The following is a 15,973-nucleotide window of genomic DNA, read 5'->3' as shown; positions in this document are numbered from 1 at the left end:
CTGTAGGAGAGGCCGCATGATGAAGCTGCATGGCTACTACCGCTCGTCGACCAGCTACCGCCTGCGCATCGCGCTGGAACTGAAGGGGCTGGATTACGAATACGTGCCGGTGAACCTGCTGACTTCGGAACAGAAGGGCCAAGCCTTCACCAGCCGCAACCCGTTCGGCTCGGTGCCGTTGCTCGAAGCCGACGGGCGCGACCGTGCGCAGTCGATGGCGCAGCTCGAATGGCTGGACGAAGCCTATCCCGAAAACCCACTGCTGCCGGCGGATGTCGAAGACCGCTACACCGCGCGCGAACTGGCCTACGCCATCGCCACCGAACTGCACGCGCCGCTGAACCTGCCGGTGCTCAAGTACCTCGCCAATGAATACGGCAAGTCGCAGGACGAGATCGGCGTGTGGTACCGCCACTGGCTTGCCCGCACGCTCGAACCGCTCGAAGCGCGGCTTGCGCAGCTGGGAACGGGCGACTTCCTGTTCGACAAACCCGGCTTCTTCGAGGTCTGCCTGCTGCCGCAGGTCTACAATGCGCAGCGCTTCGCCTTCGACTTCGGCGCCATGCCCCACATCACCCGGGTCGAGCAGGCCTGCCTTGCCCTGCCCGCCTTCCAGCGGGCCCATCCGGACAACCAGATAGACAATCCTGAGAGGAAATAGCCCCATGAAGCTCGCCACAATCAAGGACGGAACCCGCGACGGCAAGCTGGTGGTCGTCTCCAAGGACCTCACCCGCTACTGCGCCGCCGACAACATCGCTCCGACGCTGCAGGCCGCGCTCGACAATTGGGACGAGATCGCGCCCAGGCTAGAAGCGCTCTACATCGATGTCGAACACCAGGTCGTGCCGTGCGCACGCTTCCACGAGCGCGAGGCGCATTCGCCGCTGCCGCGTGCCTACCAGTGGGCCGACGGCTCGGCCTACATCAACCACGTCGAACTGGTCCGCAAGGCACGCGGCGCGGAAGTGCCGGAGAGCTTCTACCACGACCCGCTGATGTACCAGGGCGGCAGCGACAGCTTCCTCGCCCCGCGCGACGACATCCCGCTGGGCGACACCAAGTGGGGCTGCGACATGGAGGGCGAAGTCGCCGTCATCACCGACGACGTGCCGATGGGCGTCACTTCCGAACAGGCAGCAGGGCACATCAAGCTGGTCATGCTGGTCAACGACGTGTCCCTGCGCGGCCTGATCCCGGGCGAACTGGCCAAGGGCTTCGGCTTCTTCCAGTCCAAGCCTGCCAGCGCCTTCTCGCCGGTCGCCGTCACGCCCGACGAGCTGGGCGATGCGTGGCAGGGCAATGTCATCCACCTGCCGCTGATGGTCGATTACAACGGCCAGCCTTTCGGCCGTGCCAATGCGGGCGTCGATGCGACCTTCAGCCTCGCCGACCTGGTGGCCCATGCCGCCAAGACCCGGAACCTTTGTGCAGGCAGCATCATCGGTTCGGGCACCGTCTCGAACCAGGGCCCCGATGGCGATCCGGGCAAGCCGGTCGCCGAAGGCGGTCTCGGCTACAGCTGCATCGCGGAAATCCGCATGATCGAGACCATCGCGGACGGCGAGCCGAAGACCCCTTTCATGAAGCCGGGCGACACGGTGCGCGTCGAAATGCGCGACGGCGAAGGTCACTCCATCTTCGGCGCGATCGAACAGAAGGTGGTGGAGGCCTGAGTAGCCCCTCCCCGAATTCCCTGGGACCAGATCACTAGCCCCGAGGATCGAGTCAGAACACTACATCGAGCGCGCAATCACCATTTTCATGACTTCGTTGGACCCGCCGAAGATGCGGGTGATGCGGCTGTCACGATACATGCGCGCGATCGGGTAGTCGTTGATGAAGCCTGCACCGCCATGGAACTGGAGGCACTTGTCGACCACTTCACCCTGCAATTCGGTGACCCAGTACTTGGCCATGCAGGCCGTATCGACACTGAGTTCGCGCTTGAGGTGCTTTTCGATGCAATCGTTGACGAAAATCCGTGCCGCAGTCGCGCGCGCCTTCAGGTCGGCCATCACGAACTGCGTGTTCTGGAAATCCCAGATGGTCTGGCCGAAAGCCTTGCGCGACTTGACGAATTCCATCGTGGTCTCGAGCGCCTTTTCGATGCCGGTCATCGCGCCCATGGCGATGATCAGGCGTTCCTGCGGCAGTTCGCCCATCAGCTGATAGAAGCCCTTGCCTTCCACACCGCCGAGAACGTTTTCCGCCGGGACGAAGACATCGTCGAAGAACAGTTCGGAGGTATCGGCCGCGTCCAGCCCGATCTTGTCGAGCTTCTTGCCGCGCTGGAAGCCTTCGGCCCCTTCCGTCTCGAGCAGCATGAGCGAAATGCCCTTGGCGCGCTCGTTCGGGTCGGTCTTGGCGACGACGATGATGAAATCGGCCGTCTGCCCGTTGGAAATATAGGTCTTGGCCCCGTTGATGCGGTAGCCATTGCCGTCCTTCAGCGCTGTCGTGGTGACGCTCTGGAGGTCGGACCCCACGCCCGGCTCGGTCATGGCGATGGCGCTGACGAGTTCGCCAGTGACCAGCTTGGGCAGGTACTTCTTCTTCTGCTCTTCGGTGCCGTGGCGCACGAGATACGGCAGGATCACAGTGTTGTGCAGGCTGGCGGCAAAGCCTTCGACGCCGTGCTTGGCCTGCTGGTCGATCACCACCATGTCATGACGGAAGTCGCCGCCATGGCCGCCATATTCCTCCGGCACCGACACGCCGAGTAGGCCCGCCTCGCCCGCCTCGCGCCAGAAATCGCGTTCGACCTGGCCTTCCTCGCGCCATTTGAGCACGCGCTTTTCAGGGGCATGCTGCTGGTAGAACTTGCCCACGGCATCGGCGAAGATCGAGATTTCCTCGTCGTCCATGAAAGCGGGCTGGGGTACGTCGATGACGGGCATTCCGGGGGTTCCTCTCTCGTGACTTTCTATCGCTTCTTAGGGTCTTACTTGCCCTTCCAGTTCGGCTTGCGCTTCTCGGCGAAGGCAGCTGCGCCTTCGCGGGCGTCTTCGGAAACGAAGACCGGCGCGATCAGTTGGGCCTGGCGATTGTAGCGTTCGTCCATCGGCCAGCCGCGCGATTCCTTGATGATCTGCTTGGAGACGCGCACCGCAAGCGGGCCATTGGCAACGATCCGGTCGGCCAGTTCGCGCGCACCGATCAGCGCCGAGCCATCGACCACGCGGTTGATGAGGCCGAGTTCATAGGCGCGGTCCGCACCGATGAAATCGCCGGTCAGCGCCAGTTCCATGGCAACGCGTTCGGGGATCTGGTCGGGCAGCATCATCACGCCGCCGGCCGCAGCAACAAGTCCGCGCTTCGCTTCGGGGATACCGAACTTGGCATCCTTGTTCGCCACCACGAGATCGCAGGCGATCATCAGTTCGAGCCCGCCGGCCAGCGCATAGCCTTCGACGGCCGCAATCAGCGGCTTCTTCGGCGGGGCCTGCACCACGCCGCCGAATCCGCGACCTTCGATGCTGGGCGATTCGCCGCGCAGGAATCCCTTGAGGTCCATGCCCGAACAGAAGGTGCCGCCAGCGCCGGTCAGGATGCCGACGCGCAGGTCGTCGTCCGCATCGAGACGGTCCATTGCCGCCGCGATGCCCTCGGCAGCGGCCTTGTTCATGGCGTTCTTGGCTTCGGGACGGTTGATCGTGACAATCAGGACGCCGTTGTCGACCTCGGTCAGCACTTCCTCGGACATCTCGCTCTCTCCATTGCAAACTGAAACTGTTCTTGCGCCCTTGCTGCTTGAGGTTTACGCAAACGTCAACCGGCAAAAGCCGCAAGATTCGACAAGACGAGAGAGGATCAAGCCATGTCCGAAGCCTATATCATCGACGCCGTCCGCACCCCGCGCGGGATCGGCAAGCAGGGCAAGGGCGCGCTGGCCGCAATGCATCCGCAGCACCTCGCCGCGACCTGCCTGAAGGCGATCAAGGACCGCAACCACCTCGACACCAAGACCGTCGACGACGTGATCTGGTCGGTCAGCACGCAGGACGGCATGCAGGCGGGCGACATGGGCCGCATGGCCGCGCTCGACGCAGGCTACGACATCACCTCCTCCGGCACCACGCTCGACCGCTTCTGCGGCGGCGGTATCACTTCGGTTGCCCTCGCTGCGGCACAGGTGATGAGCGGCATGGAAGACTGCGTCGTCGCAGGCGGCACGGAAATGATGAGCCTTACCGCCCAGATGTCGAAGGAAAAGATGGCCGCCGGCCTGCGTCCGCCGATGATGGGCAGCTATAACGAGCGCCTGATGCGCACCCACCCGCAGAGCCACCAGGGCGTGTGCGGCGATGCCATCGCCACGATGGAAGGCTTCACCCGCGAGGAACTGGACGAGGTCGGCTATCGCAGCCAGCAGCGCGCTGCGCAGGCGATCGCGGAGAACCGGTTTGCAAAGTCGGTCGTGCCCGTGGTCGACGACGACGGCAACGTCGTGCTCGACCGGGAGGAATATCCGCGCCCCGAAACCACCATGGAAGGCCTCGGCCAGCTGGAGCCGGCTTTCGCCAAGATCGCCAATGTCCCGCTCGACAAGAACGGCACGACCTTCGCCGGGCTGGTCAACGCCAAGTATCCCGACCTCGAGATCAAGCACTTCCACCACGCGGGCAACAGCTCGGGCGTGGTCGATGGTGCCGCCGCCGTGCTGGTGACCAGCAAGGATTATGCGCAGAAGCACGGCCTCAAGCCGCGTGCCCGCATCGTGGCGACTGCCAATATGGGCGATGACCCCACGCTGATGCTGAACGCTCCGGTCCCGGCCGCCAAGAAAGTGCTGGAGAAGGCCGGCCTGACCAAGGACGACATCGACCTCTACGAAATCAACGAGGCCTTTGCCGTGGTTGCGGCCAAGTTCGTGCGCGACCTTGATCTCGATTGGGACAAGGTCAACGTCAACGGCGGCTCGATCGCTCTCGGCCACCCGATCGGGGCGACCGGTTCCATCCTGATCGGCACCATGGTCGACGAGCTTGAGCGCCAAGACAAGCGCTACGGCCTTGTCACCATGTGCGCGGCAGGCGGCATGGCCCCGGCAATCATCATCGAGCGAGTCGACGATTTCGTCGACTGATCCGGCCCGCCACTATTTGAGAGGCAGGATCTTAGAGATCACGTAGTCGGCAGCCTCTTCCGGGGTCATTTCCACCGTGTTCACGCGGATTTCCGGGTTTTCCGGGACTTCGTAGGGGCTGTCGATGCCGGTGAAGTTCTTCAGCTTGCCTTCGCGCGCCTTCTTGTAGAGGCCCTTCACGTCGCGTGCCTCCGCCACTTCGAGCGGGGTATCGACGTGGATCTCTATAAACTCGCCCTCGCCCATCATGTCGCGGACCAGCTGGCGGTCGGCGCGGAACGGGCTGATGAAGGCGGTCAGCACGATAAGTCCTGCATCGGTCATCAGCTTGGCGACTTCGCCGATGCGGCGGATGTTCTCGATGCGGTCGCTCTCGGTAAAGCCGAGATCCTTGTTGAGACCGTGCCGGATATTATCGCCGTCCAGCAGGAAGGTGTGGCGGTTCATCATAGCCAGCTTCTTTTCGACCTCGTTGGCGATGGTCGACTTGCCGGAGCCGGACAGGCCGGTGAACCACAGCACGCGGGGCTTCTGGTTCTTCATCGCGGCGTGATCGTCACGCGTGATATCGGTCGCCTGCCAGTGCACGTTCTGCGCGCGGCGCAGGGCGAAGTGCATCATCCCCGCCCCGACCGTGCGGTTGGTCAGCTTGTCGACGAGGATATAGCCGCCCAGCGTGCGGTTCTGCTCGTAAGGCTCGAACACGACGCGGCGGTCGGTGGTGATTTCCGCGACGCCGATCTGGTTGAGGTGGAGCGTCTTGGCCGCGAGGCGGTCCATTGAATTGACGTCGATCTCGAACTTGGGCTCGGCCACCGTCACGCTGACAGTCTGGGTGCCGAGCTTGAGCCAGTAGCCGCGCCCGACGACCAGCGGTTCCTCGTCCATCCACACGATGGTGCTTTCGAACTGGTCGGCAACCTGCGGCGGATTGTCGGCTGCTGCCAGCACATCGCCGCGCGAACAATCGATCTCGTCCTCCAGCGTGAGCGTGACCGACTGGCCCGCGCCTGCTTCGGGAAGATCTCCGTCCATCGTCACGACCGCCTTCACGCGGCTGGTCTTGCCAGAGGGGAGCGAGCGCACTTCGTCGCCCGGCTTCACGCTGCCCGAGGCAATCAGGCCGGAGAAGCCGCGGAAATCGAGGTTCGGGCGGTTCACCAATTGCACCGGCATGCGGAACGGGCGCGCGAGGTTGGCGTCGCTGCGCACCTCGACCGCTTCCAGGTGCTCGATCAGCGTGGGGCCATCGTACCAGCCGGTATTGCCCGAGCGCGCGGTGATATTGTCGCCCGCAAGGCCCGAGATCGGGATCGCCGAAAAACCTTCGATACCGATGCTCTGCGCGAAATCCGCATAGTCGGCCACGATCGCGTCATAGGCGGCACGATCGTAACCGATCAGGTCCATCTTGTTCACCGCCAGCACGAGATGGCGGATGCCGAGCTGGTGGCACAGGAAGCTGTGCCGTCGCGTCTGCGTCAGCACGCCCTTGCGCGCGTCGATCAGGATGACGGCGAGGTCGGCAGTCGAGGCGCCGGTCACCATGTTGCGCGTATATTGTTCGTGGCCCGGGCAGTCCGCGACGATGAACTTGCGGCTCTCGGTCGTGAAGAAGCGGTAGGCGACGTCGATGGTGATGCCCTGCTCGCGTTCGGCGGCGAGACCGTCGACCAGAAGGGCGAAGTCGATCTCCTGCCCCTGCGTTCCCACCCGCTTGCTGTCGCTTTCCAGCGCAGCGAGTTGGTCTTCGAAAATCATGCGGCTGTCGTAGAGCAGGCGACCGATCAGCGTGGACTTGCCGTCATCGACGCTGCCGCAAGTGATAAAGCGCAGCATCGATTTGTGCTGGTGCTTGTCGAGATAGGCGTCGATGTCCTCCGCGATCAGCGCGTCGGTCTGGTAGGTGGGCGGTGACATCAGAAATAGCCCTCCTGCTTCTTCTTCTCCATCGAGGCATCGCCGCCATCCTTGTCGATGACGCGGCCCTGCCGTTCCGACGTAGTGGTCAGCAGCATTTCCTGGATGATTTCGGGCAGCGTCGCCGCCTCGCTCTCGACCGCGCCGGTCAGCGGGAAACAGCCGAGCGTGCGGAAGCGGATCGAGCGTTCGGTGATCTCGGGCCGGCGGCCCATGACCTTTTCCAGCCGTTCGATATCGTCCGCCATGAACAGCCCGCCCTCGTATTCGAAGGTCGGCCGGCGGGCAGAGAAATAGAGCGGCACGATCTCGATGTTTTCCAGATGGATGTATTGCCAGATGTCGAGCTCGGTCCAGTTCGACAAGGGGAAGACGCGGATGCTCTCGCCCTTGGCCTTCCTGGCATTGTAGAGGTTCCAGAGTTCGGGCCGCTGGTTCTTCGGGTCCCAGCCGTGGCTGGCAGTGCGGAAGGAGAAGATACGCTCTTTCGCGCGGCTCTTTTCCTCGTCGCGGCGCGCGCCGCCGAAAGCGGCATCGAAACCGTATTTGTCGAGTGCCTGCTTCAGCCCTTGCGTCTTCCACATGTCGGTGTGGAGCGGGCCATGGTCAAAGGGGTTGATGCCCCGTTCCTCGGCTTCCGGATTGCGGTGGACGAGCAGTTCCATGCCGGCATCGCGCGCGCTCTTTTCGCGCAGATCGTACATGTCGCGGAACTTCCACGTCGTATCGACATGGAGCAGCGGGAACGGCGGCGGCGAAGGATAGAATGCCTTCTTCGCCAGGTGCAGCATGACCGCGCTGTCCTTGCCGATCGAATAGAGCATCACCGGCTTGTCCGCTTCCGCCACCACTTCGCGCATGATGTGGATGCTCTCGGCTTCGAGGCGCTGGAGATGGGTAAGGGTCATCGACGGTCGGGCCCGGGGTCTGCGTAATCTCTATCGGCGAGCCTGTGAGATGGCCAGAAGCCTCCTATCCCGCAAGCGCCATTTGGTCGCCTGCGGGATAGGATTGTTTTCAAGCCGGAAACGGCGGGCGCCCGGTGCGGCCCTATTCGCCCTTGGTCGAAAGCAGGCGGAAGCCCCATGCCGGCAGCGTCACGCTGTCGCCTGCTTTCAGCGTCACCTTGTCCTTACCGCGGAACTCGTCATAGGTGCCGGCGGCCAGCCCGTCGGCCAGCTTTGCGGTCACTTCCGAGCCCGAGAAGTTGAACAGGCCGACGACCTTGTTGCCATCTTCCTGGCGCGCCCATGCCAGCACTTCCTGCGGCCTGTCGGTGACGACCTGGTGCATGCGCGCACCCCATTTGCCGTTTTCGAGCGCGGAGTTCGCCTTGCGGAAGGCGATCAGTTCCTTGACCAGCGCCGCATAGTCGCAGCCCTCGCCCTGGCTCCAGTCGATCGCGTCTTTCTCGAAGAATTCGAGCCGCTTGGCATTGCAGGCCTCCATTCCGTTGTGGACCATGGCGAGCCCTTCGCCGGTGAAGGACAGGGCCGTCATGGCATTCAGCGCGGGGCCGTAGTTTTCGGCCATCGTGCCTTCCCAGGCGTTGCTGTCGTGGTTCTCGATATAGGTCATGCGCATGGCCTGGCGCGGCCACAGGCTCTCGTTCTCGGCGTAATAGCCATAGAAGCTGGTCGCATTGCCCTTGCCCTGCGCCACGTTCTTCGAAGTGACGTGCCAGTCCCAGCCATAGGTCGCGTCGAAGGCCTTGTGGTGCCACGCGGTCTGCTGCACCTCGCCAAGCATGAACACCGGCCGGATTGCCTCGAGGCGCGGTCGCATGGTTTCCCAGAAATCGAGCGGGACGTATCCGGCCACATCGGCGCGGTAGCCGTCGATGCCGAATTCGCGCACCCAGTATTCCATCGCCCCGCCGACGTGTTCGCGCACGCCGGGCTTGGTCCAGTCGAGATCGACGATATCCGACCAGTCCCACCATGGCGTGGGGCGGAAATCGCCGTCCCAGCTCTTCTCGTACCAATCAGGATGTTCGGTGCGCAGCGCATTGTCCCACGCGGTGTGGTTGGCGACGAGGTCGAGGATGACCTTGAAGCCTTGCGCGTGCGCGGCATCGACGAAGGCCTTGAGGTCCTCCTTGGTGCCGAATTCGGGGTTCACACCGTAATAGTCCTGCACCGAATAGGGGCTGCCGAGTGTACCCTTGCGGTTTTCCTTGCCGATCGGGTGGATCGGCATGAGCCACAGCACGTCGACGCCCAGCTCCTTCAGGCGCGGCAGTTCCTCCTGCGCGGCGCGGAAAGTGCCCTCTTCAGTGAACTGGCGGGTGTTGATCTGGTAGAGCACCGCGTCGCGCGCCCATTCCGGGTTCTCGAGCGTGACCACGTCGCGCGGTTCCCAAGGCGAGGCCGCAGGCTCTTCGGCAGGCGAGGACATGGCATAGGCGCCTCCGGCCAGCGCGGCGGCGGCGGCGGTCCCGATTACGAACTTACGCATGTGCAGTCTCTCCCGGAACGCTGACGCGGAGCATTGCAAAGCCGGCGAGCGCCCAGCTCGCGGCGGCAAACAGCATGGTCCAGATGGGATCGGCCGGGAAAAACGCGTTCATTACGCTGCCCATGACCGTCGCCACCAGCAATTGGGGGACCACGATGAAAATGTTGAACAGGCCCATGTAGATGCCGAGCTTCGACTGCGGCAGGCTACTCGCGAGGATCGCATAAGGCATGGCGAGGATCGAGGCCCAGGCGATGCCTTTCAGGATTTCGCAGATGATCAGCAGGTTCGGATCGCGCAGCACGAAATAGCCAAGGAACCCGAGTGCGCCGAGCAGGAGGCAAGTCATGTGCGTGCGCGCCTTGCCGATTTTCCTCGAAAGGACCGGAAGCAGGGCGAGCGCAGCGACAGCCGCGACACCGTTCTGGACGGTGTAGATCAGGTTCCACCAGTTCGCGCCCTCGTTGTAGGCGGCGGTGGTCGGGTCGGCGCTTCCGTAGAAATATTGCGAAACGATCGGGCCGGAATAGATCCACATGATGAAGAGCGACGACCAGCTGAAGAACTGGACCACGGCCAGCCGCTTCATTGTGTCGGGCATCCCGCTGAAATCGCCCACGATGCTCGACAGCATGTTGGCGTGCTGGCCCTTCTTCGCCATCGAGATGGCGATCATGCTGAGCAGGCCGTAGCCAGCTAGCAACGCGCCGAGCAGGAGGATTTCCTTCTCCAGCCCGAGCGGGCTCACGCTGAGAGCGACTGCGAGGCCCAGAGCCATCCAGACGGCGGCAGAAGTATAGTTCTTGGCCGCCAATGCCCGCACGCTCTGGCCAGCTTCGGCCTCGCGCTCGGTCTCGAAGGCGGCCATTTCCTCGGGGCTGTATTCCTTGGTGGTCACGACCGTCCAGCCGATGGCGACGAACAATGCTGCAGCACCTGCCCAGAAGCTCCATTTGACCGTGTCGGGAATCTCGCCTGCCGGGGCCACGTTGCTCACCCCGAATTGCTCGAGCAGCCACGGGAAGATTGCGGCGACCACCGCGCCAGCGCCGATAAAGGCGGTCTGGACCGCGTAGCCGGTTGCGTGCTGCGACTTGTCGAGCATGTCGCCGACGAAAGCCCGAAACGGCTCCATAGAAATATTGAGGCTGGCATCGAGCACCCACAGCAGCGCAGCAGCAAACAGCAGCGGCGCGCCGAATGCAGGCGCCAGCGGCATGAGCAGGAGCGAGATCGCTGCCAGCAGCGCACCGGTCATGAAATAGGGTCGGCGGCGGCCGAACCGGTTCCAGGTCTTGTCCGACAGGTGTCCGATAATCGGCTGGACGATCAGACCGGTGAGCGGTGCAGCCACCCAGAGCGCGGGCAAGTCGTCAAGCGAGGCGCCCACCGTCTGGAAGATGCGGCTCATGTTGGAATTCTGCAGCACGAAGCCGATCTGGATGCCGAAGAAGCCGAAGCTGATGTTGGCCAGCTGGCCCCAGCCGACCTGCGGCTTGCGTGTTTCTAGCTGTGCGGTTTCGGCCGCGCCCTTGGTCGCCATGCGAACAGTCCTCTCCCGGCCGGGTCGTCATGCCCGGTCTATCCGGAAGGTGGCTCGCACGAAGCGGGCCTTTGCGCAAACACGTATACGAATACGTAGCGCCTCAGACGGGCGCGGTGCTGCCCCTCGTGACGAGCTTGCCGGGCAGCTTGTGCGGCGGAATTTCGCGCCCTTCGATCTGTGCCAGCAACGCGTCGACAAGCGCTTCCCCGGCCCCCTTGATGTCCTGCATCACGGTGGTGAGCGGCGGGGTGGTGAGGCTGGCGGCAGGGATGTCGTCGAAGCCGACCACGGCAATGTCCGCCGGCACCCGCTTGCCCGCTTCGGCAAGCGCGCGCATGGCGCCGATCGCGATGAGGTCGCTGGCGGCAAAAATGGCATCGCAGGCCCGGCCGCTGGCAAGCAGGGTCCGGGCCGCGGCATAACCCGCCTCTTCCGTGGTGATCGCAGCGAAGCAGGGCGGCGCGGCAAGGCCTGCCTCTTCCAGAGCGGAGCGCAGCCCTTCGTAGCGGCCGGCGAATTCCGGGCTGGTGTCCCCCGCCTCGCCGAGGAAGACCACGTCCCGCCGTCCGGTCTTGAGGAAATGGGCGGCCACCTTCCTGCCGGCATCGACATTGTCGGTCCCCACGGTGGCGCCGCTGGCATCGTGGCTGACCGAACCCCAGCGCGCATAATGCGTGCCCTGGTCAACCAGCTTCTGCAGCTTGGGCGTGTAGAGCGTGTAGTCGCCATAGCCGAGCAGGATTAGCCCGTCGGCACGGTGGCTGTCCTGGTACTTCACGTGCCAGTCGTCTTCCATGCGCTGGAACGAGATGAGCAGGTCCAGCCCGCGATCCGCGCAGGCCCGCGTGATCGAACCCAGCATCGCGAGGAAGAACGGGTTGATCATGCTCTCGTCGGGCGTCGGATCCTCGAAGAAGAGCAAGGCAATCGTGTTGGAGCGCTGCGAGCGGAGCGAGGATGCGTTCTTGTCGACCGTGTAATTGAGATCCTGGGCGATCTGGCGGATTTTCTCCCGCGTCTGCGCGCTCACGGAACGGTCGCCGCGCAGGGCGCGGCTTACGGTCGGCTGCGATACTCCGGCAGCATAGGCAATGTCGAAACTGGTCGGGCGACCAGTCGGCTTGCGTCCCATCTCTCTCCTCCGGACCGGAAAACCGGTCCACGGCCGGACCATAAGCGCGACAAAGCGATCATGCAAAGCGGCAGGCCCTTCAAAGCGAATAAAAACGCGGTATTGGACGTGGTGAAGATGGAAAGCCCCCTCGCCCTTTCGCCCCGAGCCGCAGTCTCGATGGAGACATTCGGCGCAGAAACGCAGCCGGTCGTGACCGTGGCCGATGTGCTGACCGATCCTGATGGGGTAATCGAGATCGCTGCCCGGCACCGGTTCGGGACTCACGGGGCATTCTACCCCGGCATTCGCGCGGCCGTGTCCGAAAAGATCGGCATGCCGATGGTCGCGCCGCTGCTGGAACGCTTGGTCGAGGTCTTCTCCCTGCCGCGGCTGCCCCGCTTTCGCGAATGTTACCTTTCGGTCGTAACCCATGCGCCAGCGGAGCTCGCCCCCATCCAGCGCCTGCCGCATTTCGACGGTACCGAGCGCGAGCGGCTGGCCGTGCTGCTATACCTCGACAAGGCCGATCGCGGCGGGACGGCCTTCTACCGCCAGCGGGCAACCGGTTTCGAAAGCGTGGATGGCGAGCGGTTCGACACCTACCGATCGCAGCTGGAGGCCGCGACTGCCGAACACGGGCTTCCGGGCCCGGCTTACATCTCCGGCGACACCGCGATTTTCGAACAGATCCACCGCGTCTCCGACACGTTCAACTCGATGGTCATCTATCGCGGAAACACGCTCCACTGCGCTGATTTGGGGGCAGATTTCGTGCCCGACCCCGACCCGAAAACGGGCCGACTGACGCTCAATCTGTTCCTCGACTGACCGGCTTCCAGCTGTGTGACATTTCCGCGACTCGCCCCCCTGCGAACCGGTTGCGTATACGTATGCTGTCTTCCTGAGCCCGCCTGCTGACCCGTATTCAAGCACCAATACGGGCGGGCTTTCGCCGCCTGTGGGGTTTCGAGTCGGTCCATAAGAAAAGCCGGGGCCGGCCATCAGGGAGAGCACGATTATGGCATTTCGTTCCAAGCTCGTCGGGGGCATCAGCGCCGGCGCCGTCACTATCGCACTGGCCGCATTCGCAACGCCCGCAATGGCGCAGGAAGCCTCGGTTGAGCCGGGCGATGAAACCGCCTCGCAGGAACAGCCGGGCGAAGACAACATCATCGTCGTCGAAGGCTACCGCCAGGCGCTCGAAACCGCGATCAACCTGAAGCGCGACGCGCCGGTTATCGCCGAAGCATTCAGCTCGGAAGACATCGGCAAGCTGCCCGACGTCTCGATCGCGGAAACGCTGGGCCGCCTGCCCGGCCTCGCCGTCCAGCGTATCGACGGCCGTGCACAGAGCCTCTCGATCCGCGGCCTTGGCCCCGACTATTCGACCTCGCTGCTGAACGGCCGCCAGCTCGTTTCCTCGGGCGACAACCGCGCCGTCGAATACGACCAGTATCCGGCCGAACTCATCGACCAAGGTGTCATCTACAAGGTGCCTTACGCCGGTCTCATCGGCCAGGGCCTTGCCGGTACAGTCGACCTTCGCACCATCCGCCCGCTCGCCAAGGGTGAGCGTATCGTTTCGCTCTCGGGTCGCCTCGAGTTCAACGAAGACGGCTCGCTCAACCCCGACGTGAAGGGCTGGGGCTATCGCGCCACCGGCACCTATGTCGACCAGTTCGCCGACGACACGCTCGGCCTCGCGGTCGGCGCTGCCTATCAGTCGAGCCCGAGCCAGGTGAAGAAGTTCAACGCCTGGGGCTATCCCAACGATGCCGGCTACAGGGTCCTTGGCGGCATGAAGCCGTTCGCCAAGTCGGTCGACCTCGATCGCCTGGGCGTGTTCGGCACCCTCGAATGGGAACCGAGCCTCGAGTGGAACACCACGATCGACATCTTCTATGCCGACTATCGCGAGCGTATCCCGCAGCGCGGCATCGAATTCCCGCTCAACCCCGGCTGGGGTTCGGGTGCGACGATCACCGACAATAGCGGCGGCGATTTCCCGAACAGCGTGACCTTCACCGGCGTCCAGCCCGTGGTCCGCAACGACTACGACCGCAAGGACACCGAAACCTTCGCTGCCGGCTGGAACACCAAGTACGAGAACGACGACGTCATCCTCAACTTCGACGTCTCCTACTCGAGCTCGGACCGCCGCCTGCAGCAGATCGAAAGCTATTCGGGCCTGACCTACGCGGCCAATGCTTCCGGTCCGTCGGACACGGTGACCTACACCCGTCCGTCGAGCGGCTTCCCGTTCAACTTCACCAACACGATCGACTATTCGGACACCAGCCTCATCCAGCTGACCGACCCGCGTGGTTGGGGTGCCGGCGGCATCGTGCAGGCCGGCTTCATCAACGACACCTCGACGGACGACGAACTGTGGTCGGCCCGTGCAGAAGTCATCGGCAAGGTCGACAGCGGCTGGGTCAAGAATTTGGTTGCCGGTATCGCCTTCGACGATCGCACCAAGTCGCGTGACATCGTGCAGAACTTCCTGAGCCTTGCCGGCGGCCCCTCGGTCTATGCCGCCAACGGCGCAGTGACCCGCCTGCCGATCCCGAGCGATGCGCTGCTGACCCCGATCGCCAGCCTCGACTTCCTCGGCTTCGGTCCGCAGGTCGCCTACGATCCCTTCGTGCTGCTCAACAACGGCACCTATGTCCTGACCGACGTGCAGAGCTCCAGCCTGCCGTTCCCGGGCGACTGGTCCGTCAACGAGAAGGTTTGGAACGGCTGGCTTCGTGCCGACCTCGAAGGTTCGCTCGGCGCGATCCCGGTCGAAGGCAACATCGGCGTGCAGCTGGTCTTTACCGACCAGAGCTCGGACGGCTTCCAGTCGAACGGCGGTATCGGCGCAGCGCTGATCCCCGTGGCCGGCGGCGACGAATATGCCCACGTTCTGCCGAGCGCGACGTTCAACTTCGAAATCTCGCCGGACATGAAGCTGCGCCTGGGTGCGGCCCGCACGCTGGCCCGTCCGCGCATGGACCAGCTGAACGCTTCGTATAACGCCAGCATCGCCAACCAGCCCCCGTCGAGCGGTTTCAACTCGATCTTCAGCGGTGGCGGCGGCAATCCGCAGCTGCGTCCCTATGTCGCAGACGGCATCGACGCCTCGTTCGAATGGTACTTCGGCGGCGAAGGCTACCTGGCGCTTGCAACCTACTACAAGTGGCTGGACGACTTCGTGAACCCGAACGCTCCGGTTCTGCGTGACTTCTCCTACCTCGTCCCGACCCTGACGCCGGCCCAGCAGCTTGCATTCGCTGCCACCGGCAACCAGACGCAGGGCCTCGTGGGTGGTCCGGACAACGGCGCGGAAGGCTACATCTTCGGCGTGGAAGGCAGCATCGCCCTCCCGCTGGGCGACATGACCGGTTTCCTCCCGGGCTTCGGCGTCCAGTCGAGCGCGTCCTACACCGACAGCAAGCTCGACGTGACCCTGTCCAATGGCGACACGTTCAACGTCGACACGCCCGGCCTGTCGAAGTGGGTGGTCAACTCGACCGTCTACTATGAAAACAGCGGCTTCGAAGCGCGTGTCAGCCACCGCTATCGTACCGGCTTCCTTGCCGAATTCATCGGCATCTCGGCCAGCCGTTCGTTCCGCCAGACCTATGCGGAATCGATCTTCGATGCGCAGATCGGCTATCGCTTCCAGGAGGGCACGTCGCTCGACGGTCTTGCCTTCACCCTGCAGGCGCTGAACCTCACGAACGAGCCGTTCATCAACTACACGGACGGCAATCGCGAGTTCGTGGTCGACTATGAGGAATACGGCCGGACCTACCTGGTCGGCGTTTCCTACAAGTTCTGATCGGCTATCGACGGCGGGGCG

Annotated in this window: 12 protein-coding genes; 5 read left to right on the top strand and 7 right to left on the bottom strand. The window is 63.7% G+C overall.

The window, feature by feature from the left end; all coding sequences use genetic code 11:
• Positions 1-19: 19 nt before the first annotated feature.
• Positions 20-661: a maleylacetoacetate isomerase gene (gene maiA / locus LCL94_RS10495; protein ID WP_224832702.1), complete on the top strand. Its 642-nt coding sequence runs from the start codon at positions 20-22 to the stop codon at positions 659-661.
• A 4-nt stretch (positions 662-665) separates the two neighbouring features.
• Positions 666-1,676 (top strand): fumarylacetoacetate hydrolase family protein, encoded by a 1,011-nt coding sequence (locus LCL94_RS10490; RefSeq protein ID WP_224832152.1) that lies wholly within the window; start codon positions 666-668, stop codon positions 1,674-1,676.
• 60 nt (positions 1,677-1,736) lie between these two features.
• Here LCL94_RS10490 and LCL94_RS10485 read toward each other — a convergent pair whose 3' ends face one another.
• Both LCL94_RS10485 and LCL94_RS10480 read right to left on the bottom strand, forming a co-directional pair.
• Entirely contained in the window at positions 1,737-2,900 is a 1,164-nt protein-coding gene (locus LCL94_RS10485) for an acyl-CoA dehydrogenase family protein (protein ID WP_160606277.1), read from the bottom strand.
• A 44-nt stretch (positions 2,901-2,944) separates the two neighbouring features.
• Complete coding sequence (locus tag LCL94_RS10480; protein ID WP_224832151.1) at positions 2,945-3,706, bottom strand: crotonase/enoyl-CoA hydratase family protein; 762 nt, start codon at positions 3,704-3,706, stop codon at positions 2,945-2,947.
• A 114-nt stretch (positions 3,707-3,820) separates the two neighbouring features.
• Here LCL94_RS10480 and LCL94_RS10475 point away from each other — a divergent pair, with 114 nt between their 5' ends.
• Positions 3,821-5,089 (top strand): acetyl-CoA C-acetyltransferase, encoded by a 1,269-nt coding sequence (locus LCL94_RS10475; protein WP_222554389.1) that lies wholly within the window; start codon positions 3,821-3,823, stop codon positions 5,087-5,089.
• 12 nt (positions 5,090-5,101) lie between these two features.
• On the opposite strand, the gene cysN is transcribed toward LCL94_RS10475, so the two are convergent.
• From cysN to LCL94_RS10450, 5 genes are all read right to left on the bottom strand, one after another.
• Positions 5,102-7,009, bottom strand: a complete 1,908-nt coding sequence (gene cysN / locus LCL94_RS10470) for a sulfate adenylyltransferase subunit CysN (protein ID WP_224832150.1) — start codon at positions 7,007-7,009, stop codon at positions 5,102-5,104.
• On the bottom strand, positions 7,009-7,917 hold the full coding sequence (gene cysD / locus LCL94_RS10465; protein WP_224832149.1) for a sulfate adenylyltransferase subunit CysD: 909 nt from the start codon (positions 7,915-7,917) through the stop codon (positions 7,009-7,011). The genes cysN and cysD overlap by 1 nt, the downstream gene beginning before the upstream one ends.
• Before the next feature lie 142 nt (positions 7,918-8,059).
• Positions 8,060-9,466, bottom strand: a complete 1,407-nt coding sequence (locus LCL94_RS10460; RefSeq protein ID WP_224832148.1) for an alpha-amylase family glycosyl hydrolase — start codon at positions 9,464-9,466, stop codon at positions 8,060-8,062.
• On the bottom strand, positions 9,459-11,009 hold the full coding sequence (locus LCL94_RS10455; RefSeq protein ID WP_224832147.1) for an MFS transporter: 1,551 nt from the start codon (positions 11,007-11,009) through the stop codon (positions 9,459-9,461). Before LCL94_RS10455 ends, LCL94_RS10460 begins: the two co-directional genes overlap by 8 nt.
• A 103-nt stretch (positions 11,010-11,112) precedes the next feature.
• Positions 11,113-12,144 carry a LacI family DNA-binding transcriptional regulator gene (locus LCL94_RS10450; protein WP_224832146.1) on the bottom strand — a complete coding sequence of 344 codons (1,032 nt, stop codon included), beginning with the start codon at positions 12,142-12,144 and terminating at the stop codon, positions 11,113-11,115.
• 60 nt (positions 12,145-12,204) lie between these two features.
• Here LCL94_RS10450 and LCL94_RS10445 point away from each other — a divergent pair, with 60 nt between their 5' ends.
• Both LCL94_RS10445 and LCL94_RS10440 read left to right on the top strand, forming a co-directional pair.
• Positions 12,205-12,954: a DUF6445 family protein gene (locus LCL94_RS10445; RefSeq protein ID WP_318245579.1), complete on the top strand. Its 750-nt coding sequence runs from the start codon at positions 12,205-12,207 to the stop codon at positions 12,952-12,954.
• A gap of 190 nt (positions 12,955-13,144) precedes the next feature.
• Entirely contained in the window at positions 13,145-15,952 is a 2,808-nt protein-coding gene (locus tag LCL94_RS10440) for a TonB-dependent receptor (protein ID WP_224832144.1), read from the top strand.
• Positions 15,953-15,973: the final 21 nt, after the last annotated feature.

This window comes from Qipengyuania gaetbuli (genome assembly GCF_020171365.1).
GTDB classification, from domain to species: domain Bacteria; phylum Pseudomonadota; class Alphaproteobacteria; order Sphingomonadales; family Sphingomonadaceae; genus Qipengyuania; species Qipengyuania gaetbuli_B.
Note: the sequence above shows the minus strand (reverse complement) of the source record. Positions and strands in the feature narration are given on the sequence as shown.

Coding starts and splice junctions, on each gene's coding strand:
- LCL94_RS10490 (WP_224832152.1), top strand. CDS start 666: ATGAAGCTCGCCACAATCAAGGACGGAACCCGCGACGGCAAGCTGGTG.
- LCL94_RS10460 (WP_224832148.1), bottom strand. CDS start 9,466: ATGCGTAAGTTCGTAATCGGGACCGCCGCCGCCGCCGCGCTGGCCGGA.
- LCL94_RS10440 (WP_224832144.1), top strand. CDS start 13,145: ATGGCATTTCGTTCCAAGCTCGTCGGGGGCATCAGCGCCGGCGCCGTC.
- LCL94_RS10455 (WP_224832147.1), bottom strand. CDS start 11,009: ATGGCGACCAAGGGCGCGGCCGAAACCGCACAGCTAGAAACACGCAAG.
- LCL94_RS10450 (WP_224832146.1), bottom strand. CDS start 12,144: ATGGGACGCAAGCCGACTGGTCGCCCGACCAGTTTCGACATTGCCTAT.
- cysN (WP_224832150.1), bottom strand. CDS start 7,009: ATGTCACCGCCCACCTACCAGACCGACGCGCTGATCGCGGAGGACATC.
- LCL94_RS10445 (WP_318245579.1), top strand. CDS start 12,205: ATGCAAAGCGGCAGGCCCTTCAAAGCGAATAAAAACGCGGTATTGGAC.
- LCL94_RS10485 (WP_160606277.1), bottom strand. CDS start 2,900: ATGCCCGTCATCGACGTACCCCAGCCCGCTTTCATGGACGACGAGGAA.
- LCL94_RS10480 (WP_224832151.1), bottom strand. CDS start 3,706: ATGTCCGAGGAAGTGCTGACCGAGGTCGACAACGGCGTCCTGATTGTC.
- cysD (WP_224832149.1), bottom strand. CDS start 7,917: ATGACCCTTACCCATCTCCAGCGCCTCGAAGCCGAGAGCATCCACATC.
- maiA (WP_224832702.1), top strand. CDS start 20: ATGAAGCTGCATGGCTACTACCGCTCGTCGACCAGCTACCGCCTGCGC.
- LCL94_RS10475 (WP_222554389.1), top strand. CDS start 3,821: ATGTCCGAAGCCTATATCATCGACGCCGTCCGCACCCCGCGCGGGATC.